The organism is Mesorhizobium sp. M7D.F.Ca.US.004.01.2.1, assembly GCF_003997785.1.
Taxonomy (GTDB): Bacteria; Pseudomonadota; Alphaproteobacteria; order Rhizobiales; family Rhizobiaceae; genus Mesorhizobium; species Mesorhizobium loti.
The window spans coordinates 1-15,983 of sequence record NZ_RZRQ01000129.1; the positions used below are offsets into that span (position 1 = coordinate 1).

At 63.1% G+C, this 15,983-nt stretch carries 15 protein-coding genes and 1 pseudogene; 7 read left to right on the forward strand and 9 right to left on the reverse strand.

Features of this window, described 5'->3' with window-relative positions:
* Together EN993_RS18425 and EN993_RS18435 are read left to right on the forward strand one after the other, a co-directional pair.
* Positions 1-107, forward strand: a pseudogene (locus EN993_RS18425) (IS5/IS1182 family transposase); the annotation flags it as partial.
* A 983-nt stretch (positions 108-1,090) separates the two neighbouring features.
* Complete coding sequence (locus EN993_RS18435) at positions 1,091-1,288, forward strand: hypothetical protein (RefSeq protein ID WP_127264491.1); 198 nt, start codon at positions 1,091-1,093, stop codon at positions 1,286-1,288.
* 371 nt (positions 1,289-1,659) lie between these two features.
* Here the strand turns inward: EN993_RS18435 and EN993_RS18440 are convergent, their stop codons facing one another.
* From EN993_RS18440 to EN993_RS37380, 4 genes are all read right to left on the reverse strand, one after another.
* Entirely contained in the window at positions 1,660-2,133 is a 474-nt protein-coding gene (locus tag EN993_RS18440; RefSeq protein WP_126069858.1) for a hypothetical protein, read from the reverse strand.
* 8 nt (positions 2,134-2,141) lie between these two features.
* Positions 2,142-2,402 carry a DUF982 domain-containing protein gene (locus EN993_RS18445; protein ID WP_127264492.1) on the reverse strand — a complete coding sequence of 87 codons (261 nt, stop codon included), beginning with the start codon at positions 2,400-2,402 and terminating at the stop codon, positions 2,142-2,144.
* Positions 2,403-2,663: 261 nt separating this feature from the next.
* The gene (locus tag EN993_RS18450; protein WP_126071149.1) at positions 2,664-3,341 is read right to left on the reverse strand and encodes a Crp/Fnr family transcriptional regulator; all 678 of its coding nucleotides are present in this window, start codon (positions 3,339-3,341) and stop codon (positions 2,664-2,666) included.
* 210 nt (positions 3,342-3,551) lie between these two features.
* Positions 3,552-3,950: a hypothetical protein gene (locus EN993_RS37380; protein WP_206532386.1), complete on the reverse strand. Its 399-nt coding sequence runs from the start codon at positions 3,948-3,950 to the stop codon at positions 3,552-3,554.
* 330 nt (positions 3,951-4,280) lie between these two features.
* Here EN993_RS37380 and EN993_RS18460 point away from each other — a divergent pair, with 330 nt between their 5' ends.
* A complete protein-coding gene (locus tag EN993_RS18460) occupies positions 4,281-4,490 on the forward strand; it encodes a hypothetical protein (protein ID WP_109660501.1) in 210 nt (69 codons plus the stop codon).
* 331 nt (positions 4,491-4,821) lie between these two features.
* On the opposite strand, the gene EN993_RS18465 is transcribed toward EN993_RS18460, so the two are convergent.
* Together EN993_RS18465 and EN993_RS18470 are read right to left on the reverse strand one after the other, a co-directional pair.
* A complete protein-coding gene (locus EN993_RS18465) occupies positions 4,822-4,926 on the reverse strand; it encodes a putative RiPP precursor (protein ID WP_127264493.1) in 105 nt (34 codons plus the stop codon).
* A gap of 97 nt (positions 4,927-5,023) precedes the next feature.
* Positions 5,024-6,055 carry a hydroxyacid dehydrogenase gene (locus tag EN993_RS18470; protein ID WP_126069856.1) on the reverse strand — a complete coding sequence of 344 codons (1,032 nt, stop codon included), beginning with the start codon at positions 6,053-6,055 and terminating at the stop codon, positions 5,024-5,026.
* A 145-nt stretch (positions 6,056-6,200) separates the two neighbouring features.
* Here EN993_RS18470 and EN993_RS18475 point away from each other — a divergent pair, with 145 nt between their 5' ends.
* Together EN993_RS18475 and EN993_RS18480 are read left to right on the forward strand one after the other, a co-directional pair.
* Entirely contained in the window at positions 6,201-7,262 is a 1,062-nt protein-coding gene (locus tag EN993_RS18475; RefSeq protein ID WP_127264494.1) for a LacI family DNA-binding transcriptional regulator, read from the forward strand.
* Positions 7,263-7,368: 106 nt separating this feature from the next.
* Positions 7,369-8,223, forward strand: coding sequence for a sugar phosphate isomerase/epimerase family protein (locus EN993_RS18480; RefSeq protein ID WP_127264495.1), 855 nt, complete (start codon positions 7,369-7,371; stop codon positions 8,221-8,223).
* 327 nt (positions 8,224-8,550) lie between these two features.
* Here EN993_RS18480 and EN993_RS18485 read toward each other — a convergent pair whose 3' ends face one another.
* Both EN993_RS18485 and EN993_RS18490 read right to left on the reverse strand, forming a co-directional pair.
* Entirely contained in the window at positions 8,551-9,741 is a 1,191-nt protein-coding gene (locus EN993_RS18485) for an NAD(P)/FAD-dependent oxidoreductase (RefSeq protein ID WP_127264496.1), read from the reverse strand.
* 110 nt (positions 9,742-9,851) lie between these two features.
* Positions 9,852-11,399, reverse strand: coding sequence for a formyl transferase (locus EN993_RS18490; RefSeq protein ID WP_127264497.1), 1,548 nt, complete (start codon positions 11,397-11,399; stop codon positions 9,852-9,854).
* Positions 11,400-11,639: 240 nt separating this feature from the next.
* Here EN993_RS18490 and EN993_RS18495 point away from each other — a divergent pair, with 240 nt between their 5' ends.
* On the forward strand, positions 11,640-13,742 hold the full coding sequence (locus tag EN993_RS18495; RefSeq protein WP_127264498.1) for an exopolysaccharide transport family protein: 2,103 nt from the start codon (positions 11,640-11,642) through the stop codon (positions 13,740-13,742).
* 1 nt (position 13,743) lies between these two features.
* The gene (locus EN993_RS18500) at positions 13,744-15,057 is read left to right on the forward strand and encodes a VpsF family polysaccharide biosynthesis protein (RefSeq protein WP_127264499.1); all 1,314 of its coding nucleotides are present in this window, start codon (positions 13,744-13,746) and stop codon (positions 15,055-15,057) included.
* A gap of 33 nt (positions 15,058-15,090) precedes the next feature.
* Here EN993_RS18500 and EN993_RS18505 read toward each other — a convergent pair.
* Positions 15,091-15,983: cellulase family glycosylhydrolase (locus EN993_RS18505; RefSeq protein ID WP_127264500.1), on the reverse strand; the 893-nt coding region annotated here is incomplete at its 5' end.

The following is a 15,983-nucleotide window of genomic DNA, read 5'->3' on the forward strand; positions in this document are numbered from 1 at the left end:
TCGGCAGGCTCAAGGACTGGCGGCGCATCCACACCCGCTATGACCGCTGCGCCCACACCTTCATGTCCGCGATCTGTATCGCTGCAGCCGTAATCTTCTGGCTCTGATCAATGAGTCCTGAGCCTAGTTCTGGGTGTCACTTTCCGCCGGCTTGCTGGGGCGGGCGCTGCCAGATTTCACGATCGGCAAATCTTTGCCAGGCGATTGAAGTTTTGACAGGCCTCGTAAATGACCGACGCGGCTGCCGGTGAAAAGCATTGATCAGGCGGCTACTTTTCAAGGCATATGTCAGGCTTCAAATTCCCGACCCGCTGTATCTGGCGGCTTCCTTCCACAATGCGAGCGCAACGGCAGGTGTCCGTCCCTTCACCTCATATTTGCGATCCCGGTAACTTCCCGCTGCAATCCATACGGTCTTTGAGCGTCGGTAGATCATAATGCCTCGTGCGCTCGCCCAATTGCACAGTTTTTCATCATTCCTATACATCGCCTCTGCTCCCGTTACCCCATCGAGTTCTTCGATGCATCAAACGTGCCACAATTACGTGTAGCTAATGTTACATTTGCCTTGGTTGTGCTGCTACTAGCGGCGGCGCATAGTTTGGATCGTGCGCAAATAGGCGCGAGATGCTTGTCGGATGCGGTGCGTTGGGAGCGTCACTCCAACTCGATAGTCTTGCGTGTCGCTTTTCGGGCGCCAGGCTTGCGCTTTGTCATGGCGGTCCCTGTCGAGATTGGCGCCTCTGAGGAAAGCCGCAGTTCTCGCAGCCGGGCCGTCTTTGCCTCACGCGCCTGACGTTCGATGGCGATGATGGATTGAGCCTCGCGGGTGGCACGTTCAATCCGGTCTTTGTCCTGAGGCAGTCTGGTCAAGGAAGTCTCTCCTGTCTTTCGATGGCACCCAAAATGCTGGCCGGGAGAAAACGTTCCGACCCACAGCGCCTCGGTACGGAAAAAACATCATCCCGCTCCGATCTCATTTGTTGTTGAGAGCGTGCGCAAAGCCGCCATGTGCGAGGGGTCACCGGCCACGAAACGGGCGCTGATGCTTGAAGGTGTGATGTACTCCCGCCCCGCCAGGAGACATCGGATGGAAGACGACCAAGGCCCCAGCGGCGTGATATCCGTTCTCGATTCCCACATTTTGAGGGATGCCTTCAAGGCTTCCATTGCCGAGTTGCGGCTGCCTGAAGCGAAATGGGCGGAACATGCCACGGCGATGACGAGCGAACTCACGGGCAATCTCGACGTCGGCGCCGGCGTCATCGAATGGATCATCCGCAAGTGAGGCCGCCAGTCCCCATCGACCTAGTGCACGCCGCAGACTTGGCGCACGCCGCAGACTTGGCGCACGCCGCAGACCTGGTTCACGACAAAGCCGAGGGTCACCTGGCGATGGTGACGCTGGGTCTGTACGCCACTCTCAAGGGCCTCGCGGCTCCTGTCGAATTGCTGGCCGAGGCTTTAACGCTCAAAGCCCCTATGGATGCTTTCTCTGGAGGGTGTGGCGACGAATTAGCGGAGGGATCCGCTACATTTGCTTGAGGGAAGCGCGATGCTCCGTCGCCACGCGAACCAACTGTCTCGGCAGAGGATGGTTCCGCGATTGCTCGCTTGTCTCCACCGGGCGACGGAGGGATTCGTTCCGCCCCCGGGTATTCAATACCGGGGCCGTTTATCGGAGACCACGACAAGCCTCCCCCCAACATTTTGGCATCGTTTGCACACCAGCTTCGATGCCAACCGCTTTTCGGTGATGAAATCATAGTGGGTGCCGTAGATCTCGATCAGGCCATCGAGATCCAGCGAACGCAAATGACCGCAGCGCGCATTGCCGCAATATGCACTGAGGCCCATGCCTTGTTCACGAAGCTCACCGAGCCTGGTGGGCAGCGCGACTGGAATCAGGATATCTTCGGACATTGCGGGGTTCGCCACCACCACGAGAATGGGTTTTCGAAACTCGGCCCGGTCAATGTCGCCGATCGCGTGGACTGCCTTTTGTTCTGCGACACCTATAAGGGAATCGATCTCTTCCATTGCTTCGATATGGCCGCGAACAGACAAAGCCCTTCGCAGCACATGCAACGCATCTCTCGTTTCGCAAAGTGTCGTCCGCAAGGTGAGAGGCATTTTCGCGCTTACTTCTTCATGTAGCTGTCGGGGAGACAATCGGCTTCAACCGCTGCCGCAATGAAGGCTCGATGGACGTCCCTTGTGCTGCAACATCCCACTCTTTCCCCCACCAGGGCAGCAAGCGCAGCCAGAAACATTGGCCCATCGGATGGCCAGCCATCCGCCAAAGCGTCGGCCATTTGAGGAAGTGTGCAAAGGACGGAGATGGTGCCGTCACTTCTTTCGATGGGAATTCCGGAAAACATATTTGGCTGGCTGACTGTCATCGCATAGCTCCCGCTGGGGCGGGAGAACGGTAATCTCTCTCAAGCACCAGCGCCCGTGCCACAGCTGATGACAGATTTACTTAACCACCTAAACAAGGTTCCGTCTATTAACTATGACGCATTGGGGGAATAATATTCAATTATTCTCACTTTGCAATTTACTTGCGGATAACAGTACGATTCCGACATTTCTCCATCGAGTATTGGTACAGAACCGACAATGTTGAGCCGACCGGAGGCAACAGGCGCCGTGCCCGGTCATCAATCCCCCGAGCCGGTCTCTCCCAAAAGCCTGCTATATTCAGCTTCTGGCTCCCCATATCCACCATTGGCCAGCGCAATCAGTCCAGGGCGGTCCAGTATGATGACCTCACCCCGGCGCGACCGGATCAGAGCAAGGCCTTCCAATTCTTGAAGGGCGATGGTGACGCCTGGCCGTCTGACGCCCAGCATCGTGGCGAGAAACTCGTGGGTAATGGAAAATCGTACTCCCACCACGCGGTCGTCGCACATCAGCAACCACCGGGCCAGACGGCTCGCCAACCGCAGCCGCGCGTTGACAAGCGCGGTACATCCGGTCTGGATCTGCAGAGAATTGACGAAGCGCAACAGGAACAAGCGCAAGGTGGGACTGGTCGTCAAAGCCGCATTGAAGCTGCCTGCGTCCATGCGCATCGCTTCGCCTTCGAGTTGCACGAAGCAGGCTTGCGGTGCGCGGTCGTCGCCCATCACCAGCGAATATCCGGCCATCCCTTCATTGCCGATGAAGCCGATCTCGGCCTCGTGTCCACTGGGCGTGCGCGCGACGACCGACGCGATTCCGTGCTCGATGAAGTAAACGGCTTCAATCGGCACGTCGGGCGTCACGAGGGGCATTCTCAGCGGCAGGGCTACCCGGTGCAAATCCGGTTCGAGCAGCGCAAGGTCCTCGGCGGTCATCCTTCGCAACAGTTCATTTCGGAACTGGTTGTCCAAAGCCAGTGCCTGGCCAGCGACAGTCGATTTTGGGATTTCGTAGTTCAATATGCAGCTCCCGCAGGGGCGGGAGTACGATCGGCACTCTCAAGCGCCAGCGCCCGTTAAAGTGGCCAGCGACGGGGAAGTGTACGCTTTCGACAATCCGATAGCGAGTCATTCCGTGCCGGGTTGCTATTCGGAATCTTTTCCCTGGAGGGGGCGTGGTGACGAATTGGCGGAGTGCTCCACCGCATTCGCTTGAGGGAAACGCGATGCTCCGCCGCCACCCGAACCAACTGTCCCGGCAGGGGTTGGTTCCGTGAGTGCTACCTCGACCGCCCACAAGGCAGGCCTCTGTACCGATGAGGTTTGGGGATCGACCTCGCCGAGCCATTCGTCGTAGCTGAAGCGCATAGCGGCAAGCAGTTCCGCGGGCATGTCCATGCCGCCTTGAAAAAGCTCCATGGCACGGCACCCGAGACGTTCCCTGGCCGGGTGGCCCGCGGCAATGCCGGCCTGGCGGCAATAGTCATCGAGCACTTTACCCAGGATCGAAAGCTGATCTGAATCCGCCGACCCGTTGAAGATCATCGCGCTTCTCCCATCGTTGGGGCGAAAGCGCGATCTGCTCTTTCAAGCGCCAACGCCCATTCAACGGCCAGCGACAAGCGCACGGTATGCTTCCGACCATTGGTTAGCGAGTCCCGCGAACTGTCCGGAAGCGTACCAAGCAATTCGCTTAATTGTTCGCCTGGCGGTAACTGGGTAGCTTTGCAACGCGGCGGACCTTAGATGCCGCCTTGGCCGACGCGGGACCCGGCCCCCCGCCCAACCTAACCCCCGCGTCGGCCATCGATAGCGGTGCCTTTATTGGCGGGCCTTGCGAATGGGACGCTTGATGCCGAGAGACGAAATCGCCTAATGCCAAAAGACAGATTTGAGTGCCTGCAGGAAGCGCCCGGCAGCTGGATGGTGTGGGACCATACGGGTGGAGCGCCGGCAAGGCTCGGCGGCGTCGAGTTGCGAGGCCAGGACAAGCACCGGGCAGAGATCGCGCGCGACATCCTCAGGCGGATCTTTCGGACTGGCCGGGATGTCGACGCCGCGAAGAGCGACCCTTCGGACGCATGAGGCGCAACCAGGTGCTGCGTGTTCCTGCGCGGCGCCCTCTGCGCGCAGAAAACCCGCCACCGACGCAAATCGTGACAGGTCTCCCGGAGTAGACCGGGCGTCCCACCGCCAGGTCTATTTTCAAAACTTCACGGCGGGACAATTGTTCCGCCAAACCGGAAACCAGTGCGTTCCATGGGGATAAAAGAAACCCCGCCGGCCGGAGCCTGACGGGGCATTTGATTGGAGGTGTTCCGGATCGAATGGGAGACGATCCGGGGGAAGAACGCAAAGGCCGCGCAAAGGTTCCGGACGGTGCTGAAGTACATCGCGGGAATGCCCTGTGGCGGCGTCAGCCTGACGGGCCGATCGGGTCCGATGACGGGATTGCCTGCGCCGTCAAGGCCGACAGTTTCTGCCGTTTGACCAGCACCGGCTTTTCATAGGTCTTCTTCATGGTTTGCCTCTTAGTAGAGTTCGATTGCGGCAGCGTCGTCGCCGGCCGCGCTCTGTCAAGCTGAAGCGGCCAAGGCCGGCCAGCGACGAAACCTGCCTCAGTTCCTGTCGGCGGGTTTTGAGCGCATGCGCGAAACCGTCTCGCGTTCGGCGCGCTTGGAGCGCAGCGGCGGCAGGCCGCGGTCGATCAGGTCCATGTCCTCCAGCACCATGTCGCCCATGCGCTTGAAAGCGATGTCGAGCGCGCCGGCGCGATGGGCCGAGCGCAGGAAGCCGGGCAGGGCGCGCACGGGGTGGTCTGACGCCAGCGGCTCCTCCGGGAAGACGTCGCTGGCGGCGACGATGTGGCCGCTCTCCACCGCCGCCATCAGCGCGGGGAAGTCCACCACGCCGGCGCGGCTGAGCAGGATAAAGGCGGCACCCTTGCGCATGCTGGCGAAGGCATCCGCGCCGAGAAAGCCCTGGTTCTCTGAGGTCACCGAGGCGACGACGAAGACGAAGTCGCTGGTCGACAGCACCGCGTCGAGCGAGGCCGGCTCGACGCCATTGTCGATGAGGATCGACGGCGGCAGCCAGGGATCGAAGACTTTGGTGCGGGTGCGGAAGCCCGACAGCAGCCGGTTCAGCGCGCGGCCGAGATCGCCGAAGCCGATGATGCCGACATCGGCGCCCGACAAGAGCCGCGCCGTCAAATTGCCGTCGCCGCCCCACAGCTCCTTGCCATTCCGGAAGGCGAGGTCGGCATCGACGATGTTGCGGGCGAGGTTGAGCGCCATGGCAAGGCCAAGCTCGGCCACCGGCTCGGCGAACACCAGGCCGGTGGTGACGACATGGATGCCGCGTTGAAACAGCGTCTCGTAGGGCATGTTGTTGATGAGGTTGGTCTCGACATTGAAGACGCAGCGCAGCGCCTTCATCCGGTCGAGCGTGTCGGGTGAGATCGGCGGCTGGCCGACAATGTAGCGGGCTTGTGCCAGCACATCGGCCGGCAGCTTCGCCACGCCGTCGGCGGTGGTCTCGACGATGCGGTATTTCGACCTGAGGCGCGCCAGCTGCGGCTGGGTGAAGATGAGGTCGAGCGTGCGTGGTTCCGGTGCGCTGATGACCAGCGGCAAGGCATTGTCTGACATGATGATTCCTCCCGGCGCGATCCGGATCGCGTTTTCTGGGAGGTAAATTACCTTCGATTAAACGATTTACAACCACGAAAAATCGATTTACCCATTTCTCCAGCGGACGAGAAATGCTGATGTCCGCACCTCGGGAGGAGGACCAATGGCGCATCGGCAAGGCCAGCAGCGGCGTGCCTCAATCCATGATGTGGCAAGCCATGCTGGCGTGTCCGCCGCCACCGTCTCCAAGGTCATGGCGGGCGTCACCACGGTGAAGTCCGAAAATGCGCAGCGCGTCTTCGATGCCGTCGAGCTGTTGGGCTACCGCGTCGATCCGCTGGCTTCCGACATGCGCAGGGCCAAGCGCCGCATCATCGGCGCCATCATGCCCGAGTTCGAAAGCGAGTTCTTCGGCCAGATGGTCACCCAGCTCGAGAGCCTGGCCGAGCAGCGCGGCTACACGCTGGTGGCGGCGTCGAGCCGCGAATCCGAAGCGCGCGAAACGGAGATCCTCGCCCGCATGCATGACTGGCGGGTGGCCGGCGTGGTGCTGGCACCGGTGCGCAACGAGCATGGACCGGCGGCCGCATTCATGAAGGCCAACGGCATGACCGGCGTGCTGATCGACCGCGTGCTGTCCGACGACGCCTTCGACACGGTGTCGGCCGACAGTGCTGCCGCAAGCGCCGAAGTGGCGCGCGAACTGCTCGGCAACGGCCACCGCCACATCCTGGTCATCGGCCTTGGCGAGCAGGCGGCCACCGTGCGCGCCCGCCTCGATGGATTTCGCGCCACCGCGCTCAAGCTGGCGCCGGGTGTTCGCATCGACGTCGTGCTCGCCGAAACCGATGTCGAGCCGCTCAGGGCGCAGCTGCGCGACTATTTTGCGAAGGGAGAGCGGCCGACGGCGGTCTATTCGCTGTTCCTCAAGGGTACGCTGGTGGCGCTCTCGGAGTTCCGCCGACGCGGCTGGCACTGCCCCAACGACATTTCGCTGGTCGGCTTCGACGATGCCGAATGGATGCAGGTGACATGGCCGGCCATCGCCGCCGTGGTGCAGCCGGTGCGCCAGATCGCCGGCCACGCCATGGAGGCCTTGTTTGCCAGGATCGAAGGCGGGGAGGGGCCGCCGATCGCGCGGCTCGAGCCTTGCAAGGTTCTGATGCGGGAATCCGTTGGCCCGCCAGGCAACGGCCCGCATTCCGGGACGGCTCGCGGCACGTGACATCAAATGGAGGAAAACGAATGACCCAGTTCGTCCTGAAGATAAATCGATTTACTCTGGCTTCCGGCCTCGCGTTTCCGGCGCATGAACGGAGAGGCTACAGCTGATGAATGTTTTTGGATTGCACACATTCGCCATTGCCCCGGTCTGGGACCTCGACCTGATCGAGCCGCAGATGGAGCGGTTGAAGGTACTGGGCATCGGCCTGCTCGAAATCCCGCTGCTGCGCCCCGAGGAGATCGACACTCTGCGCACGCACGCCTTTGCCGAACGTTGGAATGTCGCGCTTATTCCGTCGCTTGGCCTGCCTGCTTCACTCGACGTGGTGGCGCGGCCGGACGAGGCGCTGGCTTTCCTCGAGCCGGCCTTCGGCGTGTGTGAGGCGGTGGGCAGCGAGGCGCTCGGCGGCGTCACCTATGGCACGATCGGCAAGACTTCCGGACGTGCGCCGATGGCTGAGGAAATGGACGGCATGTGCAGGTTCCTGGTCCGCGCGGCCAAGGCGGCCAAGGCGCATGGGCTGAAGCTCGGCATAGAGCCCTGCAACCGCTACGAGACGCATCTGATCAACCGTGGCATCGACGCGACGCGGATCATCGAGCGCGTCGGCGCCGACAACATCTTCATCCATCTCGACACCTACCACATGCATATCGAGGAGGAGAGTTTTGAAGCCGGCTTCCGCGCCGCCGCACCCTATCTCGGCTACGTCCATGTCTCCGAAGCCAATCGCGGCGTGCCGGGGCGCGGCATGCTCAACTGGGCGGCCTGCATGAAGGCGATATCGGACATCCGCTACAGCGGAGCCATCACGCTGGAAAGCATGAACCATGTCGATGTCGACATTGCCGGCGGGCTGGCCGTGTGGCGGCCGGTGGCCGACAATCCGGACGATGTCATCGAGGTCGGTCTGCCGTTCCTGCGCAAGGAGGCGAGGAAGGCCGGGCTGACGCTGGGGTGAGGGTGCTCCAACGGAGCCGTCACATGTGCCAGCGATGCAACAGTGCAGAATCGTTTGACCGAGGTGCTGCAGAAACGGTGTAAGAACCAGTAACGGCACAATTGACACGAGGCAGGGAATTGGTTCTGCTGGCGCCGTATCCAATGTGGAGGGGACTTTGCGGTGAAGAAATACGAGAAGCCAACTTTGCAGAAGCGCGACAGGCTTTCGGGCGTCACGGCCCAGACTGCTCCCTCGACACCTCCGCCGCCGCCCGCCTGAGCGGTTGGCGTCTGACGCATTCGCCTCATAAGGGCAATCAATAGGGCGCGATTGGCTGATCGCGCCCTATTGCATGTTGGCCACGGGCGCCTGCCGTTGTCCCAGATGCCGCATCTTGCGGCCAATGATCATCAGCCGGCGCGCCGTGTTGTTGCGCAGGCGCCGTACGCGCCATTCCAGCCCGGTTTCGATAGTGATCGACTTGGCATAGTAGCTCACACGCATACCGTCCTCATCGGTAGCCACCTTGACCGGGTCGTCATAGAAGGCATTGATCTTGTCAGCCGCCATGCCTGGTGTTTCCAGCCAGCGCGGAATGTGAACCGAATGGAGCTGGTCGACATCGGTCATCACCCGCCCGATGCCGACGCCCGGCGTTGGACACGTCGTGCAGAAAGCGTCGCCGATGAAGACGACCCCGTCGCGGCGATGGCCTTGCGTCGTATTCAGGCTGACCTGCCTGACCTCGACGGGACTTGCGACTTCGAAGTTGCCGCATAGCGCTGCTATCTCGGGCATCAGCTCGCAAAGCATCTTCTGCGGATCCTGGCGAAACGCCCTCGTCCACGGTTCGGCCACGGTGCGATAGACGAACATGTTCGCCCGCATCTTGTTGCCGAGAGGAAAGATGCTGATGTAGGCGACACGGTCGGCGGCCCGCCTGCCGTAGCAAGTAGCGGACTGATAGGCGAATTCACGCGGCGAGATGGCGAGATCGAATCCCATCGACAGCGAATGCGCCTTCGATTGCTCCACACGCTCGACCCCGACGGCGCGCCGCACCGCTTCGCCGTGGCCGGTGGCCACCACCAGCAGGCGGGCACTGATGACGGAGCCGTCGGCCAGCACAAGCCGCTGCCGGTCCGGTCCGGTCGAGATCTCGGTTACCTTGCCGACCGTCAGCGGCACTTGCGGCGGCAAGGCGTCGCGCAGGCCATTGATCAGCGCGCCATAGGAAAATGTGAATTCCGACTTCTTCTCATGCGCGAACAGCTGGCCGAGGCGGAAGACATGGGTATCGGTTGTTGAGGTGACGAGACGCTTGACCGTCGCATCGAGGCCGAGCTTTTCGAACAGCAGCATCTGATCCATGCCGATCTTCTCGGCCCGGAACTCGTCGTGGTGGACGCGGTGCGGATCGATCAGCGCCACCTTGCGCCCAGCTTGTCCCAACACCGTTGCCAAGGTGGTGCCGGCCATTCCGGCGCCGACGATCGCCACTTCGACTTCGGTTTGGCCAGCCTCTGCGGTACTCATTTCGCTGCCCTTTCTGGTAGCAACTCCCGAGTGCAACTACGGTGGAAGATATCTCCCGGACCTAATTCAACCTCAAGCAACCGGAGCATGTATCTGGTAGTAACCAATGTTTAGGTTAATCGCGGACCCCGTCGTTTCCAGCGCGGTGCGATCGCCGAGCCATCGATGAACTCAAAACCGCCTGCCTCGTTGAGCGTGTGAAGTTTGCGCCCATTCCATAGCGCACCTGGATTTAAGATGGTTTCAACGACTTGCTCCATGCCGATCAAATCAAGGTGAGAAATGCGTGCGATGCCGAGAGCCGCGCCATAGCTCCTGCGGCAGTCCTGAACCGGGCGCAGCAAGTCGTTGCCGCGCTTGACCATGCGCCCGGCCGGCCGCGCCGAGGCGATGTCGATCAGCACGGGATTGTTCGGATGCGGTGTCCAGGGGCCGCGAAAATCCGGCGCCGACCACAGATGCAGCGCGTCGGAGAAGGCGCCGCCGCCATCGCGGATGGTGCCTCCACCATCACGGATGGTGCCTCCACCATCCCGGACAGTGGCGAACAGCCACCAGGCGCCGCCGTGCTCGACCAGGGTGGCGTCGCTGGCGATGATGCCGGACAGAAGCGTCGCCTCCTTGACCCATCCGCCGGGAAAGGCGGTGGCCCGGTAGAGATCGACCGTGCCGTTGGCGCAGCTTTCTGGCACCATCCAGACCTCGCCGTCGCGCTCGAAGACGAAGGGGTAGGAGAGATGGTAGGGCAGGTCGAGCACCGGCTCAGGGCGGCCGAGCGGGCCGGCCGGGCCGAAGGGCACGGCGGAGATGATGGCCCGGCCCAGCCGATGGATATAGTCCTCGACGAACAGGGTTAGCTGGCCTTGGTGAACGATCGGGAACGGGTCGGCATAAAAGCGGCTGCCGTCGTCCGGCAGCTCTTGCCAACCCGATGCCGGATGCGCGCGCAGGTCGAACAAATCGCGACCCTTGGTCTGCCGCCAGCCGACCTTCCAGTGCGGCGCGTTGTAGCAAAGATGGTAGATCTTCTGGACGATCCGCCGCGCCAGCGCCTTGCCGGCTCTGACGCCAAGCTTGCCGGCCGAAGGCATCGGCGGCGGGCTACCTGCCTGCGGCGGCTCGGGCAGGTCGGGCACGGACTTTGCCGCGCCTGACAGGGCAGCTATGATCAGGCTTGCCGTGCGCGCCAGCATGTCCTGGAAGGATGCGAGCGCGATGCCGCCATATTCGGTTCCCAGGCGCCCGGCGGCAATCGCAACACCGTTCTCCTCGATGCGGGCAAGCGGTGTGCGGCTGGCAAGGATCAGGGCCAGCAAGGCCGCTTCGCCGCTGGCGCCATCGTAGGTGACGCGCCAGACCCGCATGCCTTCCAGCATGACATCGCCGCAGAGGTCGATCACCAGGTCAGGCGAAGCAGAGGACTGCGTCCGGTAGGGGGCGAGCGTCGAAAGCGGCACACGCTTGCCCAGCCCATCATGGGACAGGCCGTGTATCGTCGTTTCGAGTTGAAACAGGGCCGCGGCGCTGCGCGGGATGCCGCCGTCCGCCGGCCTGATATCGACGGACGGCACGACATCGCCAAGTGCGGCAAGGCGTTCCAGCAGCGCGACATGGAAGGCGCGCACGCAATCGCCGTCCAGGCGCAGGCTTATCCGCATGTTGGGGACCCGAAAAGGCGGTGTCCGGCCTTGCCGGTCCGGTCAAATTGTAGCCCCATCCGCATACATCTCCGCTCGCTGCGCACTGAGCACCTCGGTATGTATATTTTTAAGCAAACTGCGTGCCAAAATTCACGTGACCTCTCAACATAATTAACAATCTTTTAACAGTTGAAGGAATAGCTAGGTTAGTGCCGCAATCTGATCTTGCCGGCATATGGAGTATTGTCGGAGGCAGCCATGCAATCATCTCTGCCCATGGTTCCTCAGCAACACGCTCCAGATGCGGGACAAGCGGGATCATACGCGGCTTCGACTGTCGAACTGGGCGATCTGAAGCGCATTCTGGTGCGCCGCCGGTTCTGGATCTTCGGCACCGTCGCGCTGCTGACGCTGGTCACCTTGCTCTACGGTCTTTTCACGCCTGCGCTCTACAGCTCGGCGGCGGAAATCCTCATCGATCCGCAGGACCTGCAAGTGGTCACCAACGACGTCAATCCCAGCCGGATCTCGCCCGACGGCGGCATCACGCAGGTCGAGAGCCAGGTCAGCGTGGTCCAGTCGACAGGCGTTCTGATGCGGGCGATCGCAGCGACCAACCTGACGCAGGATCCGGAATTCAACGGGCAGGGCTTGCTGTCGCGCCTGCTCGGTTCGGCATCGGCCGAAGGCGACAGGTCGGCGCAGACCCTCGACGCGCTGCGCCGACGCCTGGCGGTGAAGCGGGCCGACAAGGTCCTGGTCCTCGACGTCATCGTCACCGCCAAGAGCGCCGACAAGGCCGCCCTTCTGGCCAATGCGATCGCCCAGGCCTATCTGGTCGACCAGGCCAGCGCGCGGGCGCAAATGGCCAAGGACGCTTCCGAGTCCATCACCGCGCGGCTGGACGAACAGCGCAAACGCGTCCAGCAAGCCGAGAATGCCGTCGAGGCCTACAAGTCGGCCAACAATATGGTGATGGCGGCAGGCAATCTGGTCAGCGACCAGGAACTGACCGAGATCAACACGCAGCTTTCAGCGGCGCAGAGCCGCACCGCGGCGCTGAAGGCGCAGGTCGACCAGATGCGCCGGCAGAGCGGCACGGCGGACGCAACCTCGGAAGCGATGCGCTCGGCGGTAATCTCGAGCCTGCGGGCACAAGAGGCGACGCTGGTCGACCAGGTCTCGCAGCTCGGCACGGAGCTGGGGCCGCGTCATCCCTCGCTGATCGCAGCCCAGCAGCAGCTGCGCGACACGCGCCAGCTCATCGCGCGCGAACTCGGCCGCATCGCCACCGCCACCGAGACCGACTATGAACGGGCGCTCGCCAACCAGCAGGCGCTGGAAGCCAAGGTCGCGGGCATGAAGAGCAAGTCGCTCGACACCGACCAGGCCTCGGTGCGGCTGCGCGAATTGCAGCGCGACCTCGAGGCGCTGCGCTCCGTCTACGCGAACTATCTCCAGCGCGCCCAGGAGACGCGCGAGCAGATCAATGTCGACAGCACCAATGCGCGCATCATCTCCAACGCCATGCCGGCCCTGAAGAAGAGCTGGCCGCCTTTGTCGCTGCTGCTCGTCGGCGCGATCTTCGGCGGGCTGGGGCTCGGCACCGGCCTGGCGCTGATCGCCGAATATGCCTCGCCGACGGTGCTTTCAAGCGCCCAGATGCAGTCGGCCATCGAGGCGCCGGTGCTGGGCGTGGTGCCGGCAAAGTCAGGCACTGGCCGGCGCTGGTGGCCTTTCGGCGGGAGTGCGGCCGCCGCGGCCAGCCAGAAGACGGACGCCGTCGTCGGCCTTGCGCTGAGGCGCATGTTCAGTTCGGGCCAGCGGCCGCCGGACTGGCCGCTGGTGCCATCCATCCTGGTGACATCGTCGCCGGGCGAGGGCGCGCAGCGCAGCCGGGTGGCGCGGCTGCTGGCCAATACCGCGGCATCCAGGGGCAGCCGTGTGCTGTTCATCGATGCCAATGCCAGCGGTGGCGGCCAGAAGGAGGCGCAGCCGGGAATCCTCGACGTGCTGCGCGGCGAATACGCGTTTGAAGCCGTCAGCCACTACGCGGCCGGCAGCAACGTCGCGCTGCTGGGCAGGGGCCGCTCAAAGGCGGTCTTCCAGGAAGCGCATGGCATCTACTTCGCGCAGCACATGCTGGCCCAGGCCAGCCGGAGCTTCGAGCTTGTCGTCATCGACGGCGGCGCGCTGGCCGACAATCTCAATGCCTCGCCGCTGGTTGCGATGGTCGACGAGATCCTGCTCGTCGCCACGCTGAACGCCACGCCGATGCGCGACGTCACCGCGACCTCGCAGGCCGTCTCCGTCATGGGGCGGCTGCCGACAGGCGCCTTGCTGGTCGACGAGGCGGCCTGACATGGCCGCCAGCTGGAGCGGAAGCGCCTCGAACTACGGTGCTGCCGCGCCCCGCGCCGGCACGTCGGTCGACGCGCTGACGCGCTTCGGACTGATCGCGGCGGTGGCGGTGCTGTTCAGCGTCTCGGGCGGCATGCTGTGGCTGGTGGGCTACAATTACGACGGCCTGTTCGGCAACCCGGCGACCAAGATCCACCCGTCCACCTATCTCATCGTGCTGCTGCTTGCCTGGCGCTCCTGCACCTTCGGCAATCCGGGCTATCTCGTGCATGTCGCCGACAGGCGGCCGGCCAGCGCGCTGATGGCCGCCATCTCGATCGTGCTGCTGTTCGTCGTCATCGCCAGGCAGCGTCCCGGCATGGCCGGCATGATCGATACGTTCGTGGCGGCGGCACTTCTGGTGCTGATGCTCAGCGAGGACGACGAACGGACATTCGCCGGGCTGCAGACCGTCATTCACGTGGTCATGACGGCGAATGCGTTGCTTGCGCTTTTCGAGTTCGCCACCAAGACGCTTATTTTCCCCTATCGCCTCGACGGCGTGGCGTTTACCACCGATCTGCGCTCGAGCGCGCTGCAGGGGCATCCGCTTGCCAATGCCATGGCGACAGCGATCTACGTGCTTGCGCTGCTCTCGGGTGCCAGATCCCTGTCGATGCCTGTGCGGATAGGGCTGATCAGCCTGCAATGCGCGGCACTCGTCGCCTTCGGCGGCCGCACGGCGATGGTGACGACGGTGGTGCTCGGCGGCTGCTATCTGCTTTTTCAGGGCATCATCAAATTGCGCCGGGGCCGCGTCAACCTGCTGGGTGCGGCACTCGGCTTCATGCTTGCCGCGCTGCTGCCGGTCGTCATCGTCGTGGCGGCATATTATGGCTTCTTCGACGCGCTGCTGGAGCGCTTCGTGTCGGACAGCGGCAGCGCCAATGCCCGCGTCGAGATGTTCGAGCTCTTCAAGTATCTGGAATGGCGCGATCTGATCGTTGGGCCGGATGTCGACCTGGTCGACAGCCTGCGCCGCATCAACGGTCTCGAACAGGGCATCGAGAACCCGATCATCCGCACGATCGTCTATCAGGGCGCCTTCTTCACCCTTTTGCTGACGTTTGGCTTCGTGCTGTTCCTGTTTGAGGTGGCGCGTCGCTGCCATGCCGGCATCTGGCTGCCGATGCTGGGCTGGATCATCCTGATCAACACCTCGGAAAGCGTCGCGTCGAAGACGACGCTGCTGACCAAATTCGTGGTGCTGGTTCTGGTGCTTTACCGGCCGGCGCGAGCGGTGGTGCGGCAAAGGGAGCAGCCGGCGCAAACGTAGCGCTCTACGGCGGATGCCGGGGATGGCGGGTGCCTATTCCGGCATAATCAGCCCAAGCGCCTCAACCATTGCCGGGTCCAGCGCCCGCGTGCTGTCGTCCATCATGCCCATGCCGTCGAAGAGATTCCAGAAGGCCCAGGGGAAGCCGAACGACTCGGCGCTCTGCCTGACATCGGCGATGTAGCGCGCGCGATCCGGATTGGGCGCGGCGACATAGCGGGCGTCGGTGCGCAGCGCGCCGAACTCGCCCATGATGATCCGTTCCGGCGCAAGGCCGTGGCCGTCGGCCCAGGCGCGAGCCTCGCCAAGATATTTGTCGACAAACCAGCGGTCGGGCCGGGCGTCGAAATAGACCTTCAGCACGCGCTCGGTTTCGGCATAGGCGGCCTGCTTGGCCTCTTCAGGGGTTTCGGTGTCCTGCGCCATACGTGCCCTGACCGAGGCCAGCGTCTGTTCCAACGAGCCGGCGGATGCCGGCCACGGCACATTGTTGAGCGACCGGTAGACCGGCTCGCGCATCCAGGGTGCGCCCTGATGGCTGAACAGATAGGGCTCGTAGAAGTGGAAGGTGAACAGGATCGGCTCGAACCGCGCCAGCGGCGCCGGATCGAGCGCGGTCAGTCCGCTCACCATCGAGCCGCAACCTCCGGTGACGACCAGCGGCAGGGTCGCTGCCGACGCCCTTGCGGCGGTCAGGAGTGAAAGCTGGATCTGCGACCAGACGTTCGACGCGCAGGACTGCGCCGGCTCGTTGACGGGCTCGAGCGCCACCCTGCCAGGCTGGAAGCGCTCCAGCCTGCCGGCAAGCTCGCCGACCAGCCCACGATAGAGATCGAAAGCGGGTGCGGCGGTGCTGGAGACCAGGCGGTCGGGGTTCCAGTAGTGGGTGGCGCCATTGGCCTGGATGTTGACGATGATGCCGAGGC